The sequence below is a fragment of the Exiguobacterium sp. ERU653 genome, assembly GCF_018617775.1.
GTDB lineage: Bacteria > Bacillota > Bacilli > Exiguobacteriales > Exiguobacteriaceae > Exiguobacterium > Exiguobacterium marinum.
This window is the reverse complement of the sequence record NZ_JACSKV010000004.1, coordinates 96309-115607: the sequence shown is the minus strand read 5'-3', so window position 1 is coordinate 115607 and position 19299 is coordinate 96309. Positions and strand designations below refer to the sequence as shown.

The 19299-nt window shown below is 49.8% G+C and carries 27 protein-coding genes, 2 tRNA genes and 1 rRNA gene; 23 read left to right on the top strand and 7 right to left on the bottom strand.

The window, feature by feature from the left end; translation table 11 throughout:
* Nucleotides 1-8: 8 nt before the first annotated feature.
* The 5 genes from rrf (at nucleotide 9) to KNO95_RS13165 (ending at nucleotide 2171) form a co-directional block, all read left to right on the top strand.
* A 5S ribosomal RNA gene (rrf, locus tag KNO95_RS13185) occupies nucleotides 9-125 on the top strand.
* A 137-nt stretch (nucleotides 126-262) separates the two neighbouring features.
* A complete protein-coding gene (locus KNO95_RS13180; RefSeq protein WP_214701191.1) occupies nucleotides 263-496 on the top strand; it encodes a helix-turn-helix transcriptional regulator in 234 nt (77 codons plus the stop codon).
* Nucleotides 493-786: a hypothetical protein gene (locus KNO95_RS13175; RefSeq protein WP_251129414.1), complete on the top strand. Its 294-nt coding sequence runs from the start codon at nucleotides 493-495 to the stop codon at nucleotides 784-786. Before KNO95_RS13180 ends, KNO95_RS13175 begins: the two co-directional genes overlap by 4 nt.
* 188 nt (nucleotides 787-974) lie before the next feature.
* Nucleotides 975-1913: a coiled-coil domain-containing protein gene (locus KNO95_RS13170; RefSeq protein ID WP_214879257.1), complete on the top strand. Its 939-nt coding sequence runs from the start codon at nucleotides 975-977 to the stop codon at nucleotides 1911-1913.
* Between the two features lie 66 nt (nucleotides 1914-1979).
* Complete coding sequence (locus KNO95_RS13165; protein ID WP_214879255.1) at nucleotides 1980-2171, top strand: hypothetical protein; 192 nt, start codon at nucleotides 1980-1982, stop codon at nucleotides 2169-2171.
* Nucleotides 2172-2254: 83 nt separating this feature from the next.
* On the opposite strand, the gene KNO95_RS13160 is transcribed toward KNO95_RS13165, so the two are convergent.
* A complete protein-coding gene (locus tag KNO95_RS13160) occupies nucleotides 2255-2632 on the bottom strand; it encodes an HIT family protein (RefSeq protein WP_214879253.1) in 378 nt (125 codons plus the stop codon).
* A 50-nt stretch (nucleotides 2633-2682) separates the two neighbouring features.
* Between KNO95_RS13160 and KNO95_RS13155 the strand changes: the two genes are divergently transcribed.
* Nucleotides 2683-3324, top strand: a complete 642-nt coding sequence (locus tag KNO95_RS13155; protein WP_214879251.1) for a uridine kinase family protein — start codon at nucleotides 2683-2685, stop codon at nucleotides 3322-3324.
* On the opposite strand, the gene KNO95_RS13150 is transcribed toward KNO95_RS13155, so the two are convergent.
* Complete coding sequence (locus tag KNO95_RS13150; protein WP_214879248.1) at nucleotides 3309-4091, bottom strand: sporulation protein; 783 nt, start codon at nucleotides 4089-4091, stop codon at nucleotides 3309-3311. The genes KNO95_RS13155 and KNO95_RS13150 overlap by 16 nt on opposite strands.
* 138 nt (nucleotides 4092-4229) lie before the next feature.
* Between KNO95_RS13150 and KNO95_RS13145 the strand changes: the two genes are divergently transcribed.
* The 7 genes from KNO95_RS13145 (at nucleotide 4230) to KNO95_RS13115 (ending at nucleotide 7669) form a co-directional block, all read left to right on the top strand.
* Nucleotides 4230-4306, top strand: a tRNA-Met gene (locus tag KNO95_RS13145).
* 25 nt (nucleotides 4307-4331) lie between these two features.
* Nucleotides 4332-4408 (top strand) — tRNA-Met (locus tag KNO95_RS13140).
* A gap of 104 nt (nucleotides 4409-4512) precedes the next feature.
* Nucleotides 4513-4962, top strand: coding sequence for a tRNA (adenosine(37)-N6)-threonylcarbamoyltransferase complex ATPase subunit type 1 TsaE (gene tsaE, locus KNO95_RS13135; RefSeq protein WP_214879247.1), 450 nt, complete (start codon nucleotides 4513-4515; stop codon nucleotides 4960-4962).
* Nucleotides 4959-5615 carry a tRNA (adenosine(37)-N6)-threonylcarbamoyltransferase complex dimerization subunit type 1 TsaB gene (tsaB, locus tag KNO95_RS13130; RefSeq protein WP_214879244.1) on the top strand — a complete coding sequence of 219 codons (657 nt, stop codon included), beginning with the start codon at nucleotides 4959-4961 and terminating at the stop codon, nucleotides 5613-5615. The genes tsaE and tsaB overlap by 4 nt, the downstream gene beginning before the upstream one ends.
* Nucleotides 5608-6069: a ribosomal protein S18-alanine N-acetyltransferase gene (rimI, locus tag KNO95_RS13125; RefSeq protein ID WP_214701202.1), complete on the top strand. Its 462-nt coding sequence runs from the start codon at nucleotides 5608-5610 to the stop codon at nucleotides 6067-6069. Before tsaB ends, rimI begins: the two co-directional genes overlap by 8 nt.
* A complete protein-coding gene (gene tsaD / locus KNO95_RS13120; RefSeq protein ID WP_214704150.1) occupies nucleotides 6066-7088 on the top strand; it encodes a tRNA (adenosine(37)-N6)-threonylcarbamoyltransferase complex transferase subunit TsaD in 1023 nt (340 codons plus the stop codon). The genes rimI and tsaD overlap by 4 nt, the downstream gene beginning before the upstream one ends.
* 14 nt (nucleotides 7089-7102) lie before the next feature.
* Nucleotides 7103-7669 (top strand): hypothetical protein, encoded by a 567-nt coding sequence (locus KNO95_RS13115; protein WP_214704149.1) that lies wholly within the window; start codon nucleotides 7103-7105, stop codon nucleotides 7667-7669.
* 48 nt (nucleotides 7670-7717) lie between these two features.
* Here KNO95_RS13115 and KNO95_RS13110 read toward each other — a convergent pair whose 3' ends face one another.
* Both KNO95_RS13110 and KNO95_RS13105 read right to left on the bottom strand, forming a co-directional pair.
* Nucleotides 7718-8125, bottom strand: a complete 408-nt coding sequence (locus tag KNO95_RS13110) for a hypothetical protein (protein ID WP_026824457.1) — start codon at nucleotides 8123-8125, stop codon at nucleotides 7718-7720.
* Entirely contained in the window at nucleotides 8122-10023 is a 1902-nt protein-coding gene (locus KNO95_RS13105; RefSeq protein ID WP_026824456.1) for an ABC-F family ATP-binding cassette domain-containing protein, read from the bottom strand. Before KNO95_RS13105 ends, KNO95_RS13110 begins: the two co-directional genes overlap by 4 nt.
* Before the next feature lie 150 nt (nucleotides 10024-10173).
* Between KNO95_RS13105 and KNO95_RS13100 the strand changes: the two genes are divergently transcribed.
* The 5 genes from KNO95_RS13100 (at nucleotide 10174) to KNO95_RS13080 (ending at nucleotide 13805) form a co-directional block, all read left to right on the top strand.
* Nucleotides 10174-10830: a redox-sensing transcriptional repressor Rex gene (locus KNO95_RS13100; RefSeq protein ID WP_026824455.1), complete on the top strand. Its 657-nt coding sequence runs from the start codon at nucleotides 10174-10176 to the stop codon at nucleotides 10828-10830.
* A 32-nt stretch (nucleotides 10831-10862) separates the two neighbouring features.
* The gene (locus KNO95_RS13095; protein WP_214701348.1) at nucleotides 10863-11057 is read left to right on the top strand and encodes a twin-arginine translocase TatA/TatE family subunit; all 195 of its coding nucleotides are present in this window, start codon (nucleotides 10863-10865) and stop codon (nucleotides 11055-11057) included.
* A 3-nt stretch (nucleotides 11058-11060) separates the two neighbouring features.
* Nucleotides 11061-11849 (top strand): twin-arginine translocase subunit TatC, encoded by a 789-nt coding sequence (gene tatC, locus KNO95_RS13090; protein WP_214704146.1) that lies wholly within the window; start codon nucleotides 11061-11063, stop codon nucleotides 11847-11849.
* A 126-nt stretch (nucleotides 11850-11975) separates the two neighbouring features.
* A complete protein-coding gene (locus KNO95_RS13085; protein ID WP_026824452.1) occupies nucleotides 11976-12269 on the top strand; it encodes a YesK family protein in 294 nt (97 codons plus the stop codon).
* Between the two features lie 189 nt (nucleotides 12270-12458).
* Nucleotides 12459-13805, top strand: a complete 1347-nt coding sequence (locus KNO95_RS13080; protein ID WP_214704145.1) for an FAD-dependent oxidoreductase — start codon at nucleotides 12459-12461, stop codon at nucleotides 13803-13805.
* 34 nt (nucleotides 13806-13839) lie between these two features.
* Here KNO95_RS13080 and KNO95_RS13075 read toward each other — a convergent pair whose 3' ends face one another.
* Nucleotides 13840-14022 (bottom strand): PspC domain-containing protein, encoded by a 183-nt coding sequence (locus KNO95_RS13075; protein ID WP_074032578.1) that lies wholly within the window; start codon nucleotides 14020-14022, stop codon nucleotides 13840-13842.
* A gap of 158 nt (nucleotides 14023-14180) precedes the next feature.
* Between KNO95_RS13075 and KNO95_RS13070 the strand changes: the two genes are divergently transcribed.
* The gene (locus KNO95_RS13070) at nucleotides 14181-14654 is read left to right on the top strand and encodes a hypothetical protein (protein WP_214701212.1); all 474 of its coding nucleotides are present in this window, start codon (nucleotides 14181-14183) and stop codon (nucleotides 14652-14654) included.
* 3 nt (nucleotides 14655-14657) lie between these two features.
* Entirely contained in the window at nucleotides 14658-15236 is a 579-nt protein-coding gene (locus KNO95_RS13065) for an NADPH-dependent F420 reductase (RefSeq protein WP_214879242.1), read from the top strand.
* Between the two features lie 37 nt (nucleotides 15237-15273).
* On the opposite strand, the gene KNO95_RS13060 is transcribed toward KNO95_RS13065, so the two are convergent.
* Entirely contained in the window at nucleotides 15274-15633 is a 360-nt protein-coding gene (locus tag KNO95_RS13060) for a TM2 domain-containing protein (protein ID WP_034770675.1), read from the bottom strand.
* Nucleotides 15634-15753: 120 nt separating this feature from the next.
* Between KNO95_RS13060 and KNO95_RS13055 the strand changes: the two genes are divergently transcribed.
* Nucleotides 15754-15912 carry a hypothetical protein gene (locus tag KNO95_RS13055; RefSeq protein ID WP_026824443.1) on the top strand — a complete coding sequence of 53 codons (159 nt, stop codon included), beginning with the start codon at nucleotides 15754-15756 and terminating at the stop codon, nucleotides 15910-15912.
* A complete protein-coding gene (locus KNO95_RS13050) occupies nucleotides 15909-16298 on the top strand; it encodes a hypothetical protein (protein WP_214879240.1) in 390 nt (129 codons plus the stop codon). The genes KNO95_RS13055 and KNO95_RS13050 overlap by 4 nt, the downstream gene beginning before the upstream one ends.
* 36 nt (nucleotides 16299-16334) lie before the next feature.
* Here the strand turns inward: KNO95_RS13050 and KNO95_RS13045 are convergent, their stop codons facing one another.
* Nucleotides 16335-17570 carry an MDR family MFS transporter gene (locus KNO95_RS13045; RefSeq protein ID WP_214879238.1) on the bottom strand — a complete coding sequence of 412 codons (1236 nt, stop codon included), beginning with the start codon at nucleotides 17568-17570 and terminating at the stop codon, nucleotides 16335-16337.
* Nucleotides 17571-17671: 101 nt separating this feature from the next.
* Between KNO95_RS13045 and KNO95_RS13040 the strand changes: the two genes are divergently transcribed.
* Nucleotides 17672-19297: an ABC transporter substrate-binding protein gene (locus tag KNO95_RS13040; RefSeq protein WP_214879236.1), complete on the top strand. Its 1626-nt coding sequence runs from the start codon at nucleotides 17672-17674 to the stop codon at nucleotides 19295-19297.
* Nucleotides 19298-19299: the final 2 nt, after the last annotated feature.

The window sequence follows — 19299 nt, the reverse complement described above, 5'->3', positions numbered from 1 at the left end:
TCATTTTGTCTGGTGGCGATAGCGAGACGGCCACACCCGTTCCCATGCCGAACACGGAAGTTAAGCGTCTCAGCGCCGAAAGTAGTTGGGGGATCTCCCCCTGTGAGGATAGGACGTTGCCAGGCAACAACGCAGAGGACGACCGAGCATAACGCTCGGTCGTTTTTTTGTATGTTCGAATGTAATATTTATTTGACTAAATGACAAAAAAATATTACATTCGAACGAGAGAGGATTTTTCAAGAAAGAAGGCATTTAAAAGATGGTCAAAAAAATGAGCGGGCAACTTCACAATCGTTTAAGTGTATTACGAGCAGAGCGGAAATGGTCACAGCAACAAGTCGCTGATTTGTTAGGAGTGAGTCGACAAACTATTGTGTCTCTTGAACATAATCGATACAACCCCTCGTTAAAGTTAGCTTTTGAGATTGCAAATTTATTTGATACGACAGTTCATGACGTGTTTCAATATGAAAAAAAGGAGCAACATTTATGATGTTATGGATCAACATTCTTGTCTTTCCAATTTTTCTTATCATGCTTATCATTACATTGAGGTTTTTGTTTGGAAAGGAAGGAAAAGACGAGCGTGGAAAAGAAATTGCAACTGCTTCTTACATGGTGACCGCCCCGATTTTCCCCATCGGATGGTTACTCATCGAATGGTATCATCGCTGGTTACATGTCTTGTCGTTTGATGTGTATCGTGATGTGATTTCACTTTTGATAGGTTTGACATTTATCGTTCAAGGAGTGACCATCACCGTTCTAAAACATCGAATCTAATCTGAATCGCACTCACAGCGAGTGCTTTTTTTGTTGGATGAAACATTTAACGAGTGAAGCACGTATAACATTGTATAGAATCAGCGTGACCTGACGAATGTCACGTTGACAGGATGTGACATCGAAGGCATGACGATAAATGGCGTTCCAATCGACACCTTGATCAGTACTAAGAGAGGGGCAGTATAATGAAAAATCTTCAGCAGACCCAATTAGACTTACAACAGCGTATCGCCGAGCGTGATCGACTTGTTCGGAAGCAAGAGACACTTACAAAACAGTTGAAAGAGCATGAAACGGTGCGGAAAGCGTTACTCAATACATTCACGAAAGAACAACGCGATGTGTATGACCTTGAAAGCTTTTCACTCGTCAACACATGGTGGAAGTTAAGAGGGACGTTCGATGAACAACGGACAATCGAAATGGAGGAAGCTGCTCGCGCTGAACTGAAATTACGGGAACACGAGGCGATGATTGACGAATTGACGCTCGAACATCGAGATTTACAAGAACAGCTCGAGGCATATGAAGGAATCGACGCTGAGTGGGAGACCTTCTTAGAAACAAAAGAATCGCATCTGGCGAAAGATCCAGCTGTTCGCCGAGACCTCCATCATCTTACGAATCAACAAGCCGAAATGAATGAACTTCTCATCGAGTATCAGGAAGCCATCGTTGCCGGTAAGGCAGCACGCATATCGATTGCAAAAACACTCAAACATTTGGATAGTGCGAAGGGATGGTCAACGTATGACACGTTCTTCGGGGGTGGTTTGATTGCAACGGCAATGAAGCATGATGCGTTAGATGCTTCCGAGCAGACGATGCACGAATTACAATCTGCGTTGGAGCGCTTCTCCCGTGAATTAGCGGACGTGCAAGGGATGGTTCAGGAGTTGCATGTCGATCGAGGTTCATTGATTCAGTTCGCCGATTACTTCTTAGATGATATTTTTTCCGAGTGGACCATGCACGGACGAATCAATGATTCATTAGATCAAGTGAACGGACTGGATGAGGAAATCAGTCAGCTGATTACTCGTATGACGAGACAAGTGGAACGGTTAGAACAGAAGCTTGAAGAGACTGAAGAAAAAAGAAGACAGCTCATCCTTACGCAATGAGCTGCCTGTCATTAGATTTCTAGTAGTAAGGGTTCTTTTGTTTAGTTCGAGGAGAGTGAAGAGAGAATGAGTAAAACGATGGTATTTCTTATTAGAGGGATGGGAATCACGGGTGCCTTACTCGTATTATCGATTCCTTTTTTCTTTAACCCTCCTATATCGACCACGCTTAAAGTTGTCAGTCTTGGATTATTGATGATCTTTATCATTTTCGCTGTATCAGCCATTAGACTTCGGAAACGGATTGAAGATGAATGACACGTTCTATAGTTAAAGGTGATCCAAAGTAGGCGTGAGCATTTAATTCACCTACATGAGGTCGGCTGATTCGGAGTGCTCGTTCATTCCGGTCGTTTTAGCCAATGCCGTAGTCCTTTCCCTGCATGAGGTCCTGAATCATAACGAGGAATGACGTGCAGATGGGCATGAGGCACGGTTTGGTTTGAAGCAACACCGACGTTCCAACCGAGCGTGTACCCATCAGGTTGAAACGCTTGGTCAAGGTGTTCCTTGGCCTGATGAAGTAATTCATATGTATGTTGCCACTCTAAAGGCGTTAAGTCGAACGTTGTCGAACGGTGTGCTTTCGGGACAATCACACCCGAACCAACGAGGACGTCTTGCTCATGGTCATGCATGAGAAAGTAACAAGAGTCATTCTCGGCAATAATGGTTTGATGTGGATCGAGTGTAGGGTGACAAAATGGACAGGTGGACATTGGATTGGTACACTTCCTTTCTATATCAAGTGTACCAAAGGGGGAGAATCATGGAACGACTCATCGATGAAATCGTGCAAAATGTGCAAACAGGACAACGAACGCTGATTGCCATCTCCGGTCATGGGGCAGCAGGGAAATCGACGTTGGCCGAACGATTAAGAGAAAGACTAGGGGATGTCAACCTGCTTCATACGGACCCGTACATCATAGATTCACAGTTACGGAAACAAACGATACTCACCTATGAACAGAATGGAATAACTCATCATTATAAGATGACGGCTTGTCATCCGGCTGCGCATCATCTGCTGTCACTCGAGCGTGACGTTCGTATGACTCGAGAGGGAATCGACTTTTACACAATCGATGTCCCCTATTTAGAGCGGACATGGATTGACCCGGAGAAGCCAATCACGATTATTGAAGGGATGAGCGTCGCATTCCTGGATCTTTCATCTTTTGACCAATCAATATATCTTTATACGGATGGGGAGACGGAGTTCAAGCGACGCTCACAACGTGATATCCAGGAACGGGGAATGGAACTGGATTACTTGCGTTCATCCCATGCCGAGCGACGTCTTCAATATGAGTTGTTTATGCATCCGTATCGCCATCGCTTCCAAACCATCGTCAATACGAGTAAGGATGAAATTCAAATTGAAAAAACCGCTCACGAGGAGCGGTGACTGCGTAACGTTTCTTGAATTCCGAGACCGAGCTGTTCTTGTTCGCGCTCGAGTTGCTCCCATGTGAGGGAACGGTGACGCAATTCGACGTCGGTCGCCATCGATTCGAGCGTTCGTTGGGTCTCGATATTGTCGAGCCAGTAGTAGAGGTCAATCCCGTCTTCATGTAGGCGCCAAAACGATTTGACGACCTCGAACTCATCGGCCCATTCTCCGACCGGCTTGAATCCATACTTTTCAACGAACGGATAAGGACGTTCTTCCCCGAGCGGGTCGATCACATTTCGGACGAACATCGGCTCAAGACCGGCATGAGCGGTCGCTTCGAGTAAGCGTGTTAACTCAGGCATCGGTTCGATTTCGATGTGTTCCATCACGTCAAACCAGACACGTTTCATATCTTTATCCCATAACGTTGCTTCCACACTATAGGGAGCCCCGGCAGACGAGGGAGCATACATCGTCAACTCGAACGAAAAAGGAATATCCTCTTTATCTCCGGGTCCCAACACGACAGACAGTGGGATTGGTATCTCTTGAATGTCAGATTCTCGATTGAACTCGTTTCCTTCTATAGTGATGTCTTTGAACGTCGTCAAAAAGTTTAGGGTCAATTCTTGCAGTCGGACGACATTGGTCGTCGGGTTAGATACGTGCAACGTCCCGGTCACTTCCTGCTTCGGAATGAGTGCCGCAGGGTCAAACGTGATATCAGCTTCAATCTCCGAAAAGAACCATTTTTTGAATCGGTTTCCCCATTTAGACATGGCGGTCGCGCCCCTTTTCTCTAAATTATATGCTGTTATATCTGTTCCCGATTCCTTTTTTCAAAAAACATAGAGAAAAAGGTTGCTTTTTATAACTGTCTCACTTATTATAGAGGATGTCGAAACAATTCAAACCATCGCGGGGTGGAGCAGTCTGGTAGCTCGTCGGGCTCATAACCCGAAGGTCGTCGGTTCAAATCCGGCCCCCGCAACCAATTTTTATTTAATTTCATATGTCGTCGCGGGGTGGAGCAGTCTGGTAGCTCGTCGGGCTCATAACCCGAAGGTCGTTGGTTCAAATCCAGCCCCCGCAACCAATTTTTAAATGAGATAGCGAAACGATAGCGTTTCGTGTTTTTTTTTGCTTAAAATGAAGTGTACAATGAGTACGTAATGAGAAGTGATAAAAGGAGAACCATTCATGTATACATTGATTACGCATTCTGCGGCAGAGACGCAGGCGGTGGCAGAACGTTTGGCTACGCTCGTCGATGCAGGAACGGTCATCACATTAAACGGTGACCTCGGTGCCGGCAAGACGACGTTCACACAAGGGTTCGCAAAAGGACTCGGTGTCACGCGGAACGTCAACAGTCCGACATTCACCATTATGAAACAATACAAAGGGCGTTTGCCGCTCTATCATATGGATGTCTATCGACTCGAGGATACGGGGGATGACATCGGTCTTGAGGAATATATCAACGGTGACGGTGTCGCCATCGTGGAGTGGTCGAACTTGATCGAGTCCTCGCTTCCGGAAGAACGCTTGGCCATCACGATTGAACGGGTAAGTGACGAAGAACGGAAACTGACACTCGCTCCGACGGGTGAGCGTTACGTTCAAATCGCCAAGGAGGTGCTCGTATGAAGCAATTGATGATTGATACCGCGACGACACGTTTATCTGTCGCGTTAAGTGAGGCTGGAGAGATTCAAGCCGAAGCGACGGTCATGGTCTCAAAAAATCATGCGGTCACCCTCATGCCGATGATCGAACAGCTCATGGCAGCAGTCAAATGGACACCGAACATGCTCGAGCGCATCGTTGTCACGACAGGGCCTGGGTCGTACACGGGAATTCGGATTGGAGTGACGACGGCGAAAACACTCGCCTATACGCTCAATCTTCCGCTCATCGGGGTATCTGCCCTAAAGCTTATGGCAGCGGCCCCGAATACGGACTTGCCGGTCGTCTCGTTGATTGACGCGCGCCGTGGCAACGCGTATATCGGATACTATCAGCACAACAAGGCACTGACACACGATCAGCACGCCTCGGTCGCGGACTGGTTACGATTGAATAGCCAAGGGCGTTTCCTCGTCGTCGGAGACGTGGGGCCGTTCCGTGACGTGTTAAGCGAATACGACTATATCGAAGCACCGGCTGCCCATCGATACGGGCGCGCGAGTGATTTGGTCGTATTCAGCGATGAGACGAGCGACGTCCATGCGTTTGAACCAGAGTATTTGCGTCTCGCCGAAGCAGAAGCGAAATGGTTAGAGGGACAAAACAATGGCTGACGTGAAAATTCGTCGGATGACGTGGCTCGATGTCGAAGAAGTGACAAAAGTCGAGAAAGCGTCGTTCTCTATTCCATGGACAAAAGAAGCGTTCATGAATGAAATGCTCCGAAATGAACAAGCGATTTATTTTGTCGCGGTCCATGACAAACGGGTCGTCGGTTTTGTCGGGGTATGGCAAATCGTCGATGAAGGACATATCACGAACATTGCCGTCTTACCTGAATTTCGGGGGCAAGGGATTGGCAATCAACTGTTAGCGGAACTCGTCACATTCGCCAAGTCGAAAGGACTTGTCGGATTGACGTTAGAAGTCCGTGTGTCAAACGTCGGCGCGCAAAAACTGTATGAACAGTTCGGTTTTATGCAAGCTGGACGGAGAAGGCGCTACTATCAGGATAATAATGAAGACGCCTATATTTATTGGGCGAAGTTAGGAAGTGAATCAGAATGAACACATCACTGATCCTCTCAATCGAGTCGAGCTGTGACGAGACGTCCGTTGCGCTCGTCAAAGACGGAAAGACGTTATTGTCAAACGTCGTCTCTTCTCAAATCGAGAGTCATAAACGATTTGGTGGCGTCGTCCCTGAAGTGGCGTCCCGTCATCATGTCGAGCGTATCACGTATGTCATTGACGACGCGTTAAGCGAAGCAGGCGTGAAGATGGAAGATGTGGACGCGGTCGCAGTCACACAAGGACCGGGTCTCGTCGGTGCCCTTCTCGTCGGCATCAGTGCAGCCAAAGCATTGGCGTTCGCCCATCAAAAACCGCTCATCGGCGTCCATCATATCGCGGGACATATTTACGCGAATGAACTCGTCGAAGAGATGCAATTCCCGCTCGTCTGTCTCGTCGTCTCAGGAGGCCACACGGAACTCGTCTATATGCCAGAACATGGTGTCTTCGAAGTCATCGGTGAGACACGTGATGACGCGGCGGGTGAGGCATACGATAAGGTCGCGCGCACGCTCAGTCTCCCCTATCCGGGTGGACCTGCGATTGACCGCTTGGCTGCGCTCGGGGAAGACACGTATAACTTCCCACGCGTTCGTCTCGAACCAGGTAGCTTTGACTTCAGTTTCAGTGGCTTGAAGTCATCGGTCATCAACGCCGTACACAATGCGGAGCAACGTGGAGAGACGGTCATCCCAGAAAATTTGGCGGCGAGCTTCCAAGCGAGTGTCGTCGAAGTACTCGTCGAGAAAGCGATTCGTGCCGTGAAGGAAAAAGGGGCGAAGCAATTGCTCGTCGCCGGTGGTGTCGCGGCGAACCGTGGCCTCCGCGCAGCGCTTCAAGAGGCTGCTACAGCTGAAGGGATTCAACTCGTCATTCCACCGCTTGACCTCTGTGGGGACAACGCGGGCATGATCGGGGTGGCGGCACATCACGCGTATGTGCGCGGTAAGCGCGATACACTAGCGATGAACGCGGTTCCTGGGTTATCCTTAGAAGAGAGCATGACAGTCTAGGGGGAAATAGAGACATGACGAAACGCATCATCATCGGAGGACTCATCGTACTACTCGTCGTTGCGACGTTCTTACAAGTACGTGAGATCATCCGCGCTTACAATATCGCCTACCAAGAGGAGATTGTTCCAGAAGAGACACGAGTGAAGTCACTCACTGGAGAAGAGTCATTAGAAGGCATCGGTCGCGTGACCGGAGAGAATACGCTCATCGAGTCACTATATGGCTACACGAGTGTCGTCGACCAAGAGCCGGAGCGTGTGATCGTCGTCGATCGCAATCTCGGGGTACAGCCAAAAGCGAGCGATGCTTATTATGAAATCGAGCGGGGTCGCGAGGCGACGGAAGAAGAGGCGGCGAAGTTTGAGGATTTGATCGAGGAACTCGATGAACAGCAACTGTTCGCGCAAGTCATCTCGACGCATGAGGCACGCTATGTGACGAATGGCGAAAAGCCGATGACGTTCTATAAGGTGTTCACACGTGACGTCGATACGAACGAGGCCGTCTTCTTCATCGCTGAGGACGGGACGAAGCTCGACTTCCATACGGTAGGATTCCAGCCGTTACGATATTTCTAATATAAAGAGAGGCCGGCGTATGACAACGCTGACCTCTCTTTTTACTGTTTACGCTTTTGGTTGTCGATAATTCTCTCGATGCCATGTGTTGATACGACTCACGATGAACACGAGAAGGGCGAGAATCCACATGAAGAGTGTCTCTTCGTAGAAGTGGGCCCATACCGAGCCTGGCGCATAGAACGTATGAACGGTCACGTCGACCGGCCAGACGACGATGCGAATGAAGAGCGTGCTCATGAGCAATCCACTGAAAAGACTGAGCAAGATCCCTGGCCACGTCTGAATGATGAAGCCGATGACGACAGGCAAAAAGTAAAAGAGAATAGACGGGACGATCGTCGGCTCACCGCGGATGAGTTCAGATACGAACTCGGTCCCGGTCGGCACGATGTAGGCGAGTCCCGTGAGGAACGCTTGAATGAACTCGATTCGCATGGCACGGGTACGCATCATGTATGGAGTTCCTCCCATTCCGCATAAAGTGCGGTGATCGATTCTTTCGCTGCGTCCGATTCGGTCGATAGTTCTTGGGCACGGGCGAAGTCGTTGAAGACGTCCGGCTCACACAGCAACTGTTCGATCTCGTCGAGACGCTTCTCATGTTGCTCGATCGCCAGCTCGATCTCTTCGATGCGCTGTTTGATCCGGCGCTCTTCCCGTTGCTGTTCCTTGTCGGCGCGTTGTTTTTTCACGACGACCTGCTTCGTCTCCTCACGAGCGAGTCGTGCGAGTTCTTCGAGCTCTTCTTTCTTCTCGACGTAGTACGAATAGTCCCCGAGATACTCATCGATGCCGTTCGGCGTGATCTCTAATACACGTGTCGCGAGACGGTCGATGAAGTAGCGGTCATGCGAGACGAAAAGGATCGTGCCCGGATAGTCGAGGAGGGCATTCTCTAAAATCATCTTCGAGTCGAGATCCAAGTGGTTCGTCGGCTCGTCTAAGATGAGGAGGTTCGGTTGCTCGAGCTTCAGCTTGGCCAACGTAAGACGTGCCCGTTCACCACCCGATAGTTCGAGGACACGTTTCGTGACGTCATCGCCGCTGAAGAGGAACTGACCGAGAAGACTCCGCACTTCCTGTTCGCGCATGAGCGGCCAGTCGTTCCAAATCTCATCGATGACGCGGTTTGTGTCAGACAAGTTCTGTTGCTCCTGGTCGTAGTAACCGATTTCGACGCCCGTCCCGTAACGGATCTCACCGGTGAGGGCGGTTTGTTGTTTCGTCAATACTTTGAGTAATGTCGACTTCCCGACCCCGTTCGGACCGACGAGGGCGACGGATTCACCGCGTTGCAGTTGGAAGCGGAGATGCTGGGCGATTGGTTCTTCGTACCCGATGGCGAGGTCGCTCGCGCTCAACACATCGTTCCCGCTCTGGCGTTTGATGGAGAACGAGAGGACGGCGCTGCGTTCGTCACCGTCCGGGGCATCGAGTCGGTCGACTTTCTCGAGACGCTTCCGCACGCTTTGTGCACGCTTCGTCGTCGTCGCTCGGGCGATGTTTCGCTGAATGAAATCCTGCATCTTGGCAATCTCTTCTTGCTGCGACTCGAACTGCTTCTTCTCTTGCTCGTAAATGGCGGCCTTCTGTTCGAGATACTTCGTGTAGTTCCCGACGAAGCGACGGCTCCGATGACGTGACAGCTCATAGACGACCGAAACGACACGGTCGAGGAAGTACCGGTCGTGGGAGACGATGAGGACAGCTCCTTTATAGCCGCCCAAGTACTTCTCGAGCCAGGCGAGCGTCTCGATGTCCAAATGGTTCGTCGGCTCATCCAAGATGAGCAGGTCAGGACTTTGAAGGAGCATCTTCGCCAAGGCGAGACGCGTCCGTTGTCCCCCGGATAGCGTGTCGATGCGACGTTCGAAGTCATCCGGATAGAAGCGCATCCCATGGAGGACCGAGCGGATGGTCGCTTCATACTGGTAACCGCCACGCTCTTTGAACGTATGCTGCTCTTCATCGTAAGAAGAGAGGAGACGTTCGTACGCAGCGGCGTCATTTAGGATTCGTTCGGATCCCATGTCGGCTTCCATGCGACGGAGCGTCTTCTCCTGCTCGATCAAGTCCGTGAAGACGGTGAGCATCTCGTTCCAGATTGTCTCGTCGGATTCGAGCCCTGAGTCTTGGGCGAGATAGCCGATGGTGACGTCTTTTGGCTTCATGATGTCCCCGGAATCATAGTTGTATTCACCAGCGATGACTTTCAAAAGTGTGGACTTACCGGCACCGTTCCGACCGACGAGGGCGACACGTTCACCTTCCTGGATTTCGAGTTTTACGTTTTCTAAAATCGGCTCGACGCCGAAGGATTTGGATAAGTTGTTGACTTGCAGTAGGATCAAGTGAAAAAACCCCTTTCTCTCTATTTAGTATACTGTATTTTTCAGCGATTTTAGGTATATTCGTTGAGTGGTCATGTGAATTCGTTTACAATCAAGGTGTATGAAATTCAGATTCGTTTGTAACGTGTCGTAAAAAGGAGGCTCTTTCCGTTGAGTCAAAACGAACCAAAGATTCCACAAGCGACAGCCAAACGGTTGCCACTATACTATCGATTTATTCAAAGCCTGCATGCGTCAGGGAAACAACGTGTCTCTTCAGCAGAACTGAGTGAGGCGGTCAAGGTCGATTCGGCTACGATTCGCCGTGATTTCTCGTACTTCGGTGCGCTCGGTAAAAAGGGATATGGCTATAACGTGCAGTATCTGTTAGACTTTTTCCGAAAGACACTGAATCAAGACGAGATTACGAATGTCGCCTTGGTCGGGGTCGGTCACCTTGGGACGGCATTCGTCAACTATAACTTCCTTAAAAACAATAACACACATATCGTCGTCGGGTTCGACGCAGACGAGACAAAAGTCGGCACGACGATGTCAGGCGTCCCAATTCATCACGTCGATGAGATGGAACAGATTATGAAGCAAAACAAGATCGACGTCGCCATTTTGACGGTACCTTCTGCCTATGCGCAGCCCGTCGCAGACGACTTGGTGCGATTCGGCATCAAGGGTATCTTGAACTTCACACCGGCACGACTCACTGTACCGGACACCGTTCGCGTCCATCACATCGATTTGTCGATTGAGCTGCAGTCACTCATTTACTTTATGCAACACTATCCAACCGCTGAGGGGGTCCATCAATAATGGAATTACTAGCATCATCACTCGTCGTCGGGATGCCAGGTGGGGTGAGTCTATTTGTCATCGCCATCATCGCACTCATTCTCTTCGGACCGAAGAAATTACCGGAGTTTGGTCGCGCGGCCGGGCAGACGCTTCGTGAGTTCAAAAATGCAACGAACGGCATGATGAACGAGCACGACGAGAACGACAAGAACGACAAGAAAGCTATCGAAAAGAAAGAGCAGTAAGCCATGAATCATCAACCTGATCAAGAGCGGGAACTCACCGATCACTTGACAGAGCTGCGGAGACGACTGATGCTATCTGCATTTGTCGTCTTTGCCTTCTTTTTGATGGCTTTGCCGAGTGTCAAATATGTACTCGCGTACTTGCAAGAAGATCTCATCGAACGTGGGCTCGAACTGAACGCCTTTGGGGTCGCGGACCCACTCATGATTTACTTGAACTTGGCGCTCGTCATCGGCCTGATTGCGGCGAGCCCATTCCTACTGTATCAAGTGTGGGCGTTTGTCGCACCCGGTCTGCATCCGAATGAGCGGAAAGGCACGCTTGCCTATATCCCGATCATCTTCGGATTGTTCTTGATTGGTCTTGCGTTCGCCTACTATTGGTTGTTCCCGCTCGTCCTCGATATCTCGACGGACCTCGGGCAAGACCTCGGACTCGAACAACTCATCGGGGCCAATAATTACTTCGCGTTCTTGTTGCAGCTGACAATTCCGTTCGGTCTATTATTCCAATTACCGGTCGTGACGATGTTCCTCACCCGGATCGGTGTCGTGACCCCGTACTTCTTATCGAAGATTCGAAAGTACGCGTACTTTGCGCTATTCGTGGTCGCGGCGTTCATCACACCACCGGACTTGACGTCGCACCTCATGGTGTCACTACCGCTCTTCTTCCTATATGAGATCAGCTTATCGATTTCACGTATCACCTATAAAGGGGTGCTGCGCCGGGAGAAAGAAGCGATGGTGCAAGAACAGATGGATTTAATGAAACAGATGAATGAGAAATGAGCATCGTTCCTTCCAGGGAGACGGTGCTTTTTTGATTTTTGGTAACGAACGTTTTTCAACAACACGAAAACACATGACTGACATGATAAAATAAAGCTACTCAGTTGGATGCCAGGGGGAGAAGCGATGATTTGGGAGTACTACGGGGATGCAATCATCATCATCGGTGTGTTGACGACGATTTTATTGATTGCCATGCTGAACTTTTTGAAGTCGAAATTTAAGCGAAGACTCGTCTTTTCGTTGATGCTGCTCGTGGTAGGATACACGCTGATCTTGATTGGTCTCGTCTTTGTTCGCGGATGGGATGGTCTGGGCTGGAGCATGATCGGCTTCAGTTTATACGTGATCGGTCTTGTCACCTATATCGGCGTCGTCATCTATCACTGGATCAAAGCACGACGCACGACGAATTCGTAAGTGAACCGTTCCGGTTGCGGGACGGTTTTGTTGTCACGCATGGAGTTCAAATTTTAGACACTTTTACGTGAAATAGTGAGCAAAAGGATTGTCAAACCTTCTTGTGAAATAGTACACTAAGTTCAGAAAGTGAATGTGATTTTTATCACAAACGCTAACTTGCCTAACACCTAAAGGAGAGACAATCATATGAAAATCGCAGTCATCGGATGTACACACGCAGGAACAGCAGCTGTTAAAGGATTACTTGCCAAGCACGACAATCTCGAAATCACCGTTTACGAGCGGAACGACAACGTCAGCTTCCTCTCGTGTGGGATTGCGCTCCACGTCGGTGGGGTCGTCCAACGTGCGGAAGAGTTGTTCTACTCCTCTCCACGTGAACTTGAAGAACTCGGTGCGACGATGCGCATGAAACATGACGTCTTGTCGATTGACACCGAAGCGAAGACGGTCCACGCCAAAAATCTTGAAACCGGGGAAGACGTGCATGACACGTATGACCGTTTGATTGTCACGACGGGTTCATGGCCGATCGTCCCAACGCTCCCAGGAATCGAAATGAATGGAATCGAGCTCTGTAAAAACTACGCGCATGCCCAACGCATTATCGAGCGTGCGACGGATGCGACGAAGATTGCCGTCATCGGGGCGGGCTATATCGGGGTCGAACTCGTCGAAGCGTTCGAAGCATACGGAAAACATGTCACATTTATCGATAGTGCCGACCGCATCTTGAACAAATATCTCGATAAGTCGTTCACAGATCCATTAGAAGCGGACATGACCAGTCGCGGGATCGATCTTGAACTCGGTCAGACGGTTGAAGCGTTCCGTGGAACAGATGGGAACGTCACACATGTCGTGACAGACAAAGGTGAATTCGAAGCGGATCTCGTCATCTTGTGCGTCGGATTCCGTCCGAATACAGGACTCCTAGAAGGACAGGTCGACATGCTCGGGAACGGCGCCATCATCGTCGATGAATACATGCGCACGAGCAACCCGGATATCTTTGCGGCGGGGGACAGCTGTGCCGTCTACTACAACCCGGCACGCACACACGCCTATATCCCACTTGCGACGAACGCTGTCCGCATGGGAACGCTCATTGCGGAGAACATGATGCAACCACGCGTCCGCTACCAAGGGACACAAGGAACGTCAGGACTTCGACTCTATGACTGGAATATCGCGTCTTCTGGTTTGACGGAAGAAGCGGCAGCGCTCTTTGGACTCGAAGTGGAAAGTGTCGTCATTGAGGACGCGTATCGTCCGGAGTTCATGCCGACCGCAGAGAAAGTCGAATTCAAACTCGTCTATGAAAAAGGGACACATCGCATTGTCGGTGGACAAGTGTTATCGAAAGCGGATTTGACGCAAGCGGTCAACACGCTCTCGCTAGCCATCCAAAACGAGATGACGATCGAAGAGCTCGCCTATGTAGACTTCTTCTTCCAACCACACTACAACAAGCCATGGCACTTCCTGAACAGCGGAGCGCTTGAAGCGATGAAAGACAAAGTGAATGCCTAACAAAAAACGCGGAAGCTAACAGCTTCTGCGTTTTTTATAGATAGCGTGGGGCATCTTTCATGGAATTCGTCAAAATCATATAAAGCAGGAAACTCCCAGGTAGGATCAAAAAGATGAGTCGAACTCCGATTGATGAAATACCAAAGTATTCAGCAATCCCACCGCATACTCCAGACAGAGAGCGGTCGGTCGCCGACTTACGAAGTGTACGTTGCATAGCAAAGCTCCTTATGGGTTGATATGTAAATTTTACCATAATAAGTGCATAAACATCCTCATCGATTGATTTGTTAATGTAGATTATTTACAAGTTACTCGGGGAAATAGGATAGGTAAGTGCGCGTCATGTTGTCTACCTTGAAGGAGGAATTTTTCATGGCTAAAAAGGAAAAACAACCGTATCATATCGTCACGTTCACGTTCCCGGAAGAGGCGATTTCGTATCAGGCGTTCAGTAAGCTGAAAAAGTACCATGCGGATGGGCTTGTCGGTTTTGAACAGCTTGTCGTCATCAAGCGTGAAGAGAACGGGGCGTTTTCGTTTGAGGATGCGGCACAGCTCGCACCCGTCAACAAGTCGACGAAAGGTGCGCTCATCGGGATGGCCGTTGGAATCCTCGGCGGTCCGTTCGGCATCCTGTTCGGGACACTCACAGGTGGTCTCATCGGCGGCACGAAAGACGTGAAGCATATGCAAGGCATTCAAGACACGTTCAAGCGGACAGTCGGTAACATCGAGCCGGGTCAGACAGGCGTCATGGCCATCGGGGATGAATTCGATCCATCAATTTTAGACGGGCTTGCAGAAGAGTTCGGAGGGACGGTCACGCGGACAGACGAGGAGCTGTGAGACATGAAACTCGGAATCTTAGGTGCCGGGAAAGTCGGACGCACGCTCGGGGAGCAGTTCGAACAAGCTGGCTATGAGGTGCTGTACGGGACACGGACGGAACGGGAGGGCACATTGACCTTACAAGAAGTCGCCTCAGCGAGCGATGTGCTTCTGCTATGTACACCGTTCGCGGCAGCGGTCGACCTGTTACCGACACTCGACGGACTGGATGGGAAAGTATTGATTGATGTGACGAATCCAATTGCCATCGAGTTTAACGAAGTCGAGCGCCCAGACGGAGTGTCAGGTGCGGAGTATTTGCAGCGACTCATTCCTGATACGAAAGTGGTGAAGGCGTTCAATCAGACGGGGGTCGAGAATTTAGGCGATCCGAATGGGTCCGTCATGTTCGTCGCAGGTGAAGATGAGGAAGCAGTGCGGCTTGTCGTCGAGCTATCGAACAAGATCGGCTTCGATACGCATCCGCTCCACGGTCTGAAGCTTGCTCGAGAGCTCGAAGGGTTGGCGTGGTTGTGGATTCATTACGCGGTGAAAGAACGGAAAACACGAGACTTCGCATTCTACTTAACAGAAAGCTAAAAGACGATCGGGGCAAATGCCTCGATCGTCTTTTTGATTAGAATCCAGCTTGACGTTCTTCACGTGCTTCGAGTCTTGCAATGGTCTCCCGTTCGATGGCTTCAACTTCTCGTTGTTGCCAACCTGGAATCAGGAAGGCGTCGACAAGAACCCAGATGCCAGAGATTAGAAAACCAAAGATTCCAATAAAAATAAAAGTTAAAACAAATGATGCAACGATTAAAAGAATCATCGCTACAGCAGAACCGGTCTTCTTGAAGTAAAAACGGTGTCCGCCGAATCCGCCAAGGAAGAACCAAAGCAAATACGCCACGAGAAGGTTTGGTTTTCGCTTTTCGACTTCGCTGTTTACATACAGCAACTCTTCTGTTGTCAGATTTGAAGTAGAATAACTCATCATGATTTCCTACTTTCTTAATTTGAAATTGTTATAATGAATGCAGGTTTCATTGTATCGGAAAATAAAGTGATTCCCACGAATTACTAAAAGATATTTATAACAAAGAGGAGAATTTAGATGGTATTAGCGATTTTGACGTTCATCGTCGCCTTCGTACACGTCGTTGGTGGGGCGATTGCCCTTTATCAATATCCGCAATATAAACGTATGGCCATCAGTGCCATCGTACTCGGATTCGTCTACGGTGGGTTGACCGTAGCTGTGATTGGATTATGACGAACAGACCACTGCGTTCGCGTCTTCACATGAAGAGCGGTTATCAATTAGGGACATACTTATTTTTAGGTCTCATCATTTTTGATTTACTCTTAGGCGACGTTCCGAGAATCTCGTTTGCGATGTATGCGTTGCTCTTTTACTTTTGGCAGCGTGAACGTGTTGAGAAAGAAGAGAAGGGGTTAGCCGAGAAGATGAAGCGGAAGTCGGATGAGTGGACGATCACACTTGTCGTCTTGCTTTGTTTAGTGGGCTATGCCGTCTCGCTTGGCCTACAATATCCTTCTGTTTCGTTGCTCGAACTGAGCATTTATGGCTTCTCGACAATCTTTTGTATCCGAGCGTTGACCTTGATCTATGCGATGCACCAAGAACAGATCGACTAAAAACCATCCCTTCGCGTGAGAAAGGATGGTTTTGATTTAGGAAGCCGCTCGTCGTAGGACGAGCTTTTCTTTTACATAAATGCCGCTATAGACGAGGAAGCAGCCGAAGCTGACCAACAGTCCGATGTAGACGCTCATCATGAACGGTGTGAGAAGCGACCCGATTAAAATCGTCGAACGTGATAAGAAGTCGGCACCGGCGAACGACGTTCCGGCAAACGCCGAGTACGCACCACGTCGGTCTTCTGGCATCATGTTCGCCTTCTCCGTATTCAATACCGGTGAGTACAACAATTCACCAAACGTGGCGATGAGCATGAACCCGAGCAGGAGCATCATCGAATTCGCACTCGTGATGACCGCGTACCCGATCGTGTACAGCGCGAGCCCGCCGAGTAGCGTGTGCTTGTTCGAGAAGCGGGAAGCGAGACGTTGAATGAAGAACGTCAACGCGACGACGATGAGCGTGTTCTCGATTTGGATCAAGCTCATCATCCGTACTCCATTAATCGTCCAGTCTTCGAACGAAAGCGATTCAAATGAATCGGCGAGCCTTACCGCGACGTAACTGCCCATCGAGAACTCGGCAGCGAGAATACACATCGAGCCGAAAACGACTTTGACGAACGGACGGTCACGCCAGGCGATTTGGTAACTTTGGAACACGTCGACGAAGACGAGCTTGAGCTTTTGCGAGGTCCACGTCCGTTTCGTGTCCTCGAGGAAGATGGCGTACGCGATCGGCAACATGCTCGACGTGAACGTCAAAATCCAAAACAGTAACAGTTGGTTGCTGACATAGAGCCAGCCTCCGAGTGCCGTCCCGATCGTGATTGAGAGGTTGATCAACCAGTAATCGAGCGCGTATACGGCTTTTCGGTTCTCAGGCGTTGTCGCGTCGATGATGATGGCACTCATCGCCGGACGTCCGAGGTTATTCGTGACCGTGAAGATTGTATAGGCAATCATGAAGACGATCATCTGGTCGAACTGAAGACTGAGCGTCATGACGAGAAACATTGAGGCCGTGAGGCTAGCCGTCAACACGAGGAGTCGTTTTCGTGAGAATTGATCAGCGAGGTATCCCCCGATTAACCCGATGACGTATCCGAGACAGACGAGCGAGACTAAGAAGACACCCGCAATCCATTCATTGAACGCTTTGACAAAGAGGAGTGCCATGAACGGCATGATGGCGAATGAGACCGAACGGTTGAAAAATGATGTCACGAGTCGAACTTTTATTGGTTTAGGTATATCTTTCCATTTCATCTTGTCACCTTCCATTCTGTACCTGTATGATAAACAAGACAACGGATTTGAAAAATGGACGACATGGGGAAATGATGTCCACTTTTAAGGGGGGATGTGACGTGGATGCGTATTTATTTCGATTGTGGAAAGAGTGTCGCGATGGGGCGTACACGATTTCTGATATGGCGGAAGCCATTCATTTGAGCCCGAAACAGACGAAGCGTCATTTGGCACGGTGGCAAGAGGAAGGGTGGCTCACGTATACGAGCGGACGTGGACGGGGGAATTTGACGCGTCTCGAATGGCTACGACACGTCGAGCGTGATTTGGCGAAACAGCTGCTCGAACGCATGGAGAAAGAGTCGGTCGAGGCAGTGACAAATCAGCTGGAGTGGGACTGGTCACCGGCACAGGCGGGTCGGTTCATGCGTCAACTCGAGAAGAAGTTCGGTTACGTCCAGACATCGAGTGATGCGCTCATCATCCCGCGACGCCGTCACTTTTTGACGACACATCCGCTCGAGGCGGCTGACATCCACAGTGCCCACCTCGTCCAGAACGTCTTCAATCGTCTGTTCATGATTGACGCGTCTGGTGAGGTCACAGGGGAGCTTGCGCATCACTATGAATGGCAGGGAAGTACGCTCGTCTTGTTTCTTCGGAAAGGGGTCCGATTCCATGACGGGTCGCTCATGACGAGTAAAGATGTGACGAAGAGTCTGCGCATGCTCGTCCAGTCGGATGCGTATCGATATATGTACCGGCACGTCCGGCATATCGCATCGAACGGTACGTATCGCGTCGATGTCACGCTCGACCGACGCCGGAATTCGTACATCCCGAAACTGTCGATGATTCATACGAGCATCGCCAAAGGAAGTGTCGGGACAGGACCATTTCAATTGGACCAGCATGATCGGGAGAAGACGGTCCTCCTCGCCTTCGAGAATTATTTTGGGGTGCGGGCGCTCCTCGACCGGGTCGAGTTCATCAAAGTGCCGGACGGATACGATCCGACGTATCGCATCTCATCAAGGGATTCCAAAGAAACCGGACACATCTCGACACCGTCCGGGTTCGGGCTTGTCATCTTGAACAGTCATCCGAATAGTGTGTTCGCGAATGAAGAGGCGCGACATTATATCCATCGGTTGATTGCGGAGATTCGACCGGAGATTGGGACGTTGCATGAGCGAAGAACGCCGAACGATCGAGGTTTTCTCGGAGCGATGAGCGAGACGTATCGCATTCCAAAAGGAACACCGGTCACGTTCGACCGTCCGATTCGAATCAAACAGACGGACTTCACGAACGATACGACCGATTGGATTGCCGAGATGTTGACGCGTCACGGCATTGCTTATGAGTTCGTACCCATCAGCTTCAAAGATTCGATCCATGATAAAGCGTATTATGAATATGTTGATTTGGTCGTTCACGGTGAGGTGTTCGAGCGGAACATTACGCTCGGGTTTGAACAGTTCATGACGAACGAATACTCGCCGCCATATAAAGTGTTCCCTTATATAGAGGGGATGACGGAACGGGTTGGACAATATGATGACCTGCCGTTTGAGGACTGGTTGCCGCTGCACCGAGAGATCGAACGTGAGTTGAAAGAGAAGTCGTACTTCATTCCGCTCTATAACGAGGAGCGGACCATTCCGTTCCCGGTCGAGCTGAAGGACGTCTGTGTCGACTTGTTCGGTTATTTTGATTTTGCAAAACTATGGATTCCGTCGTAAGG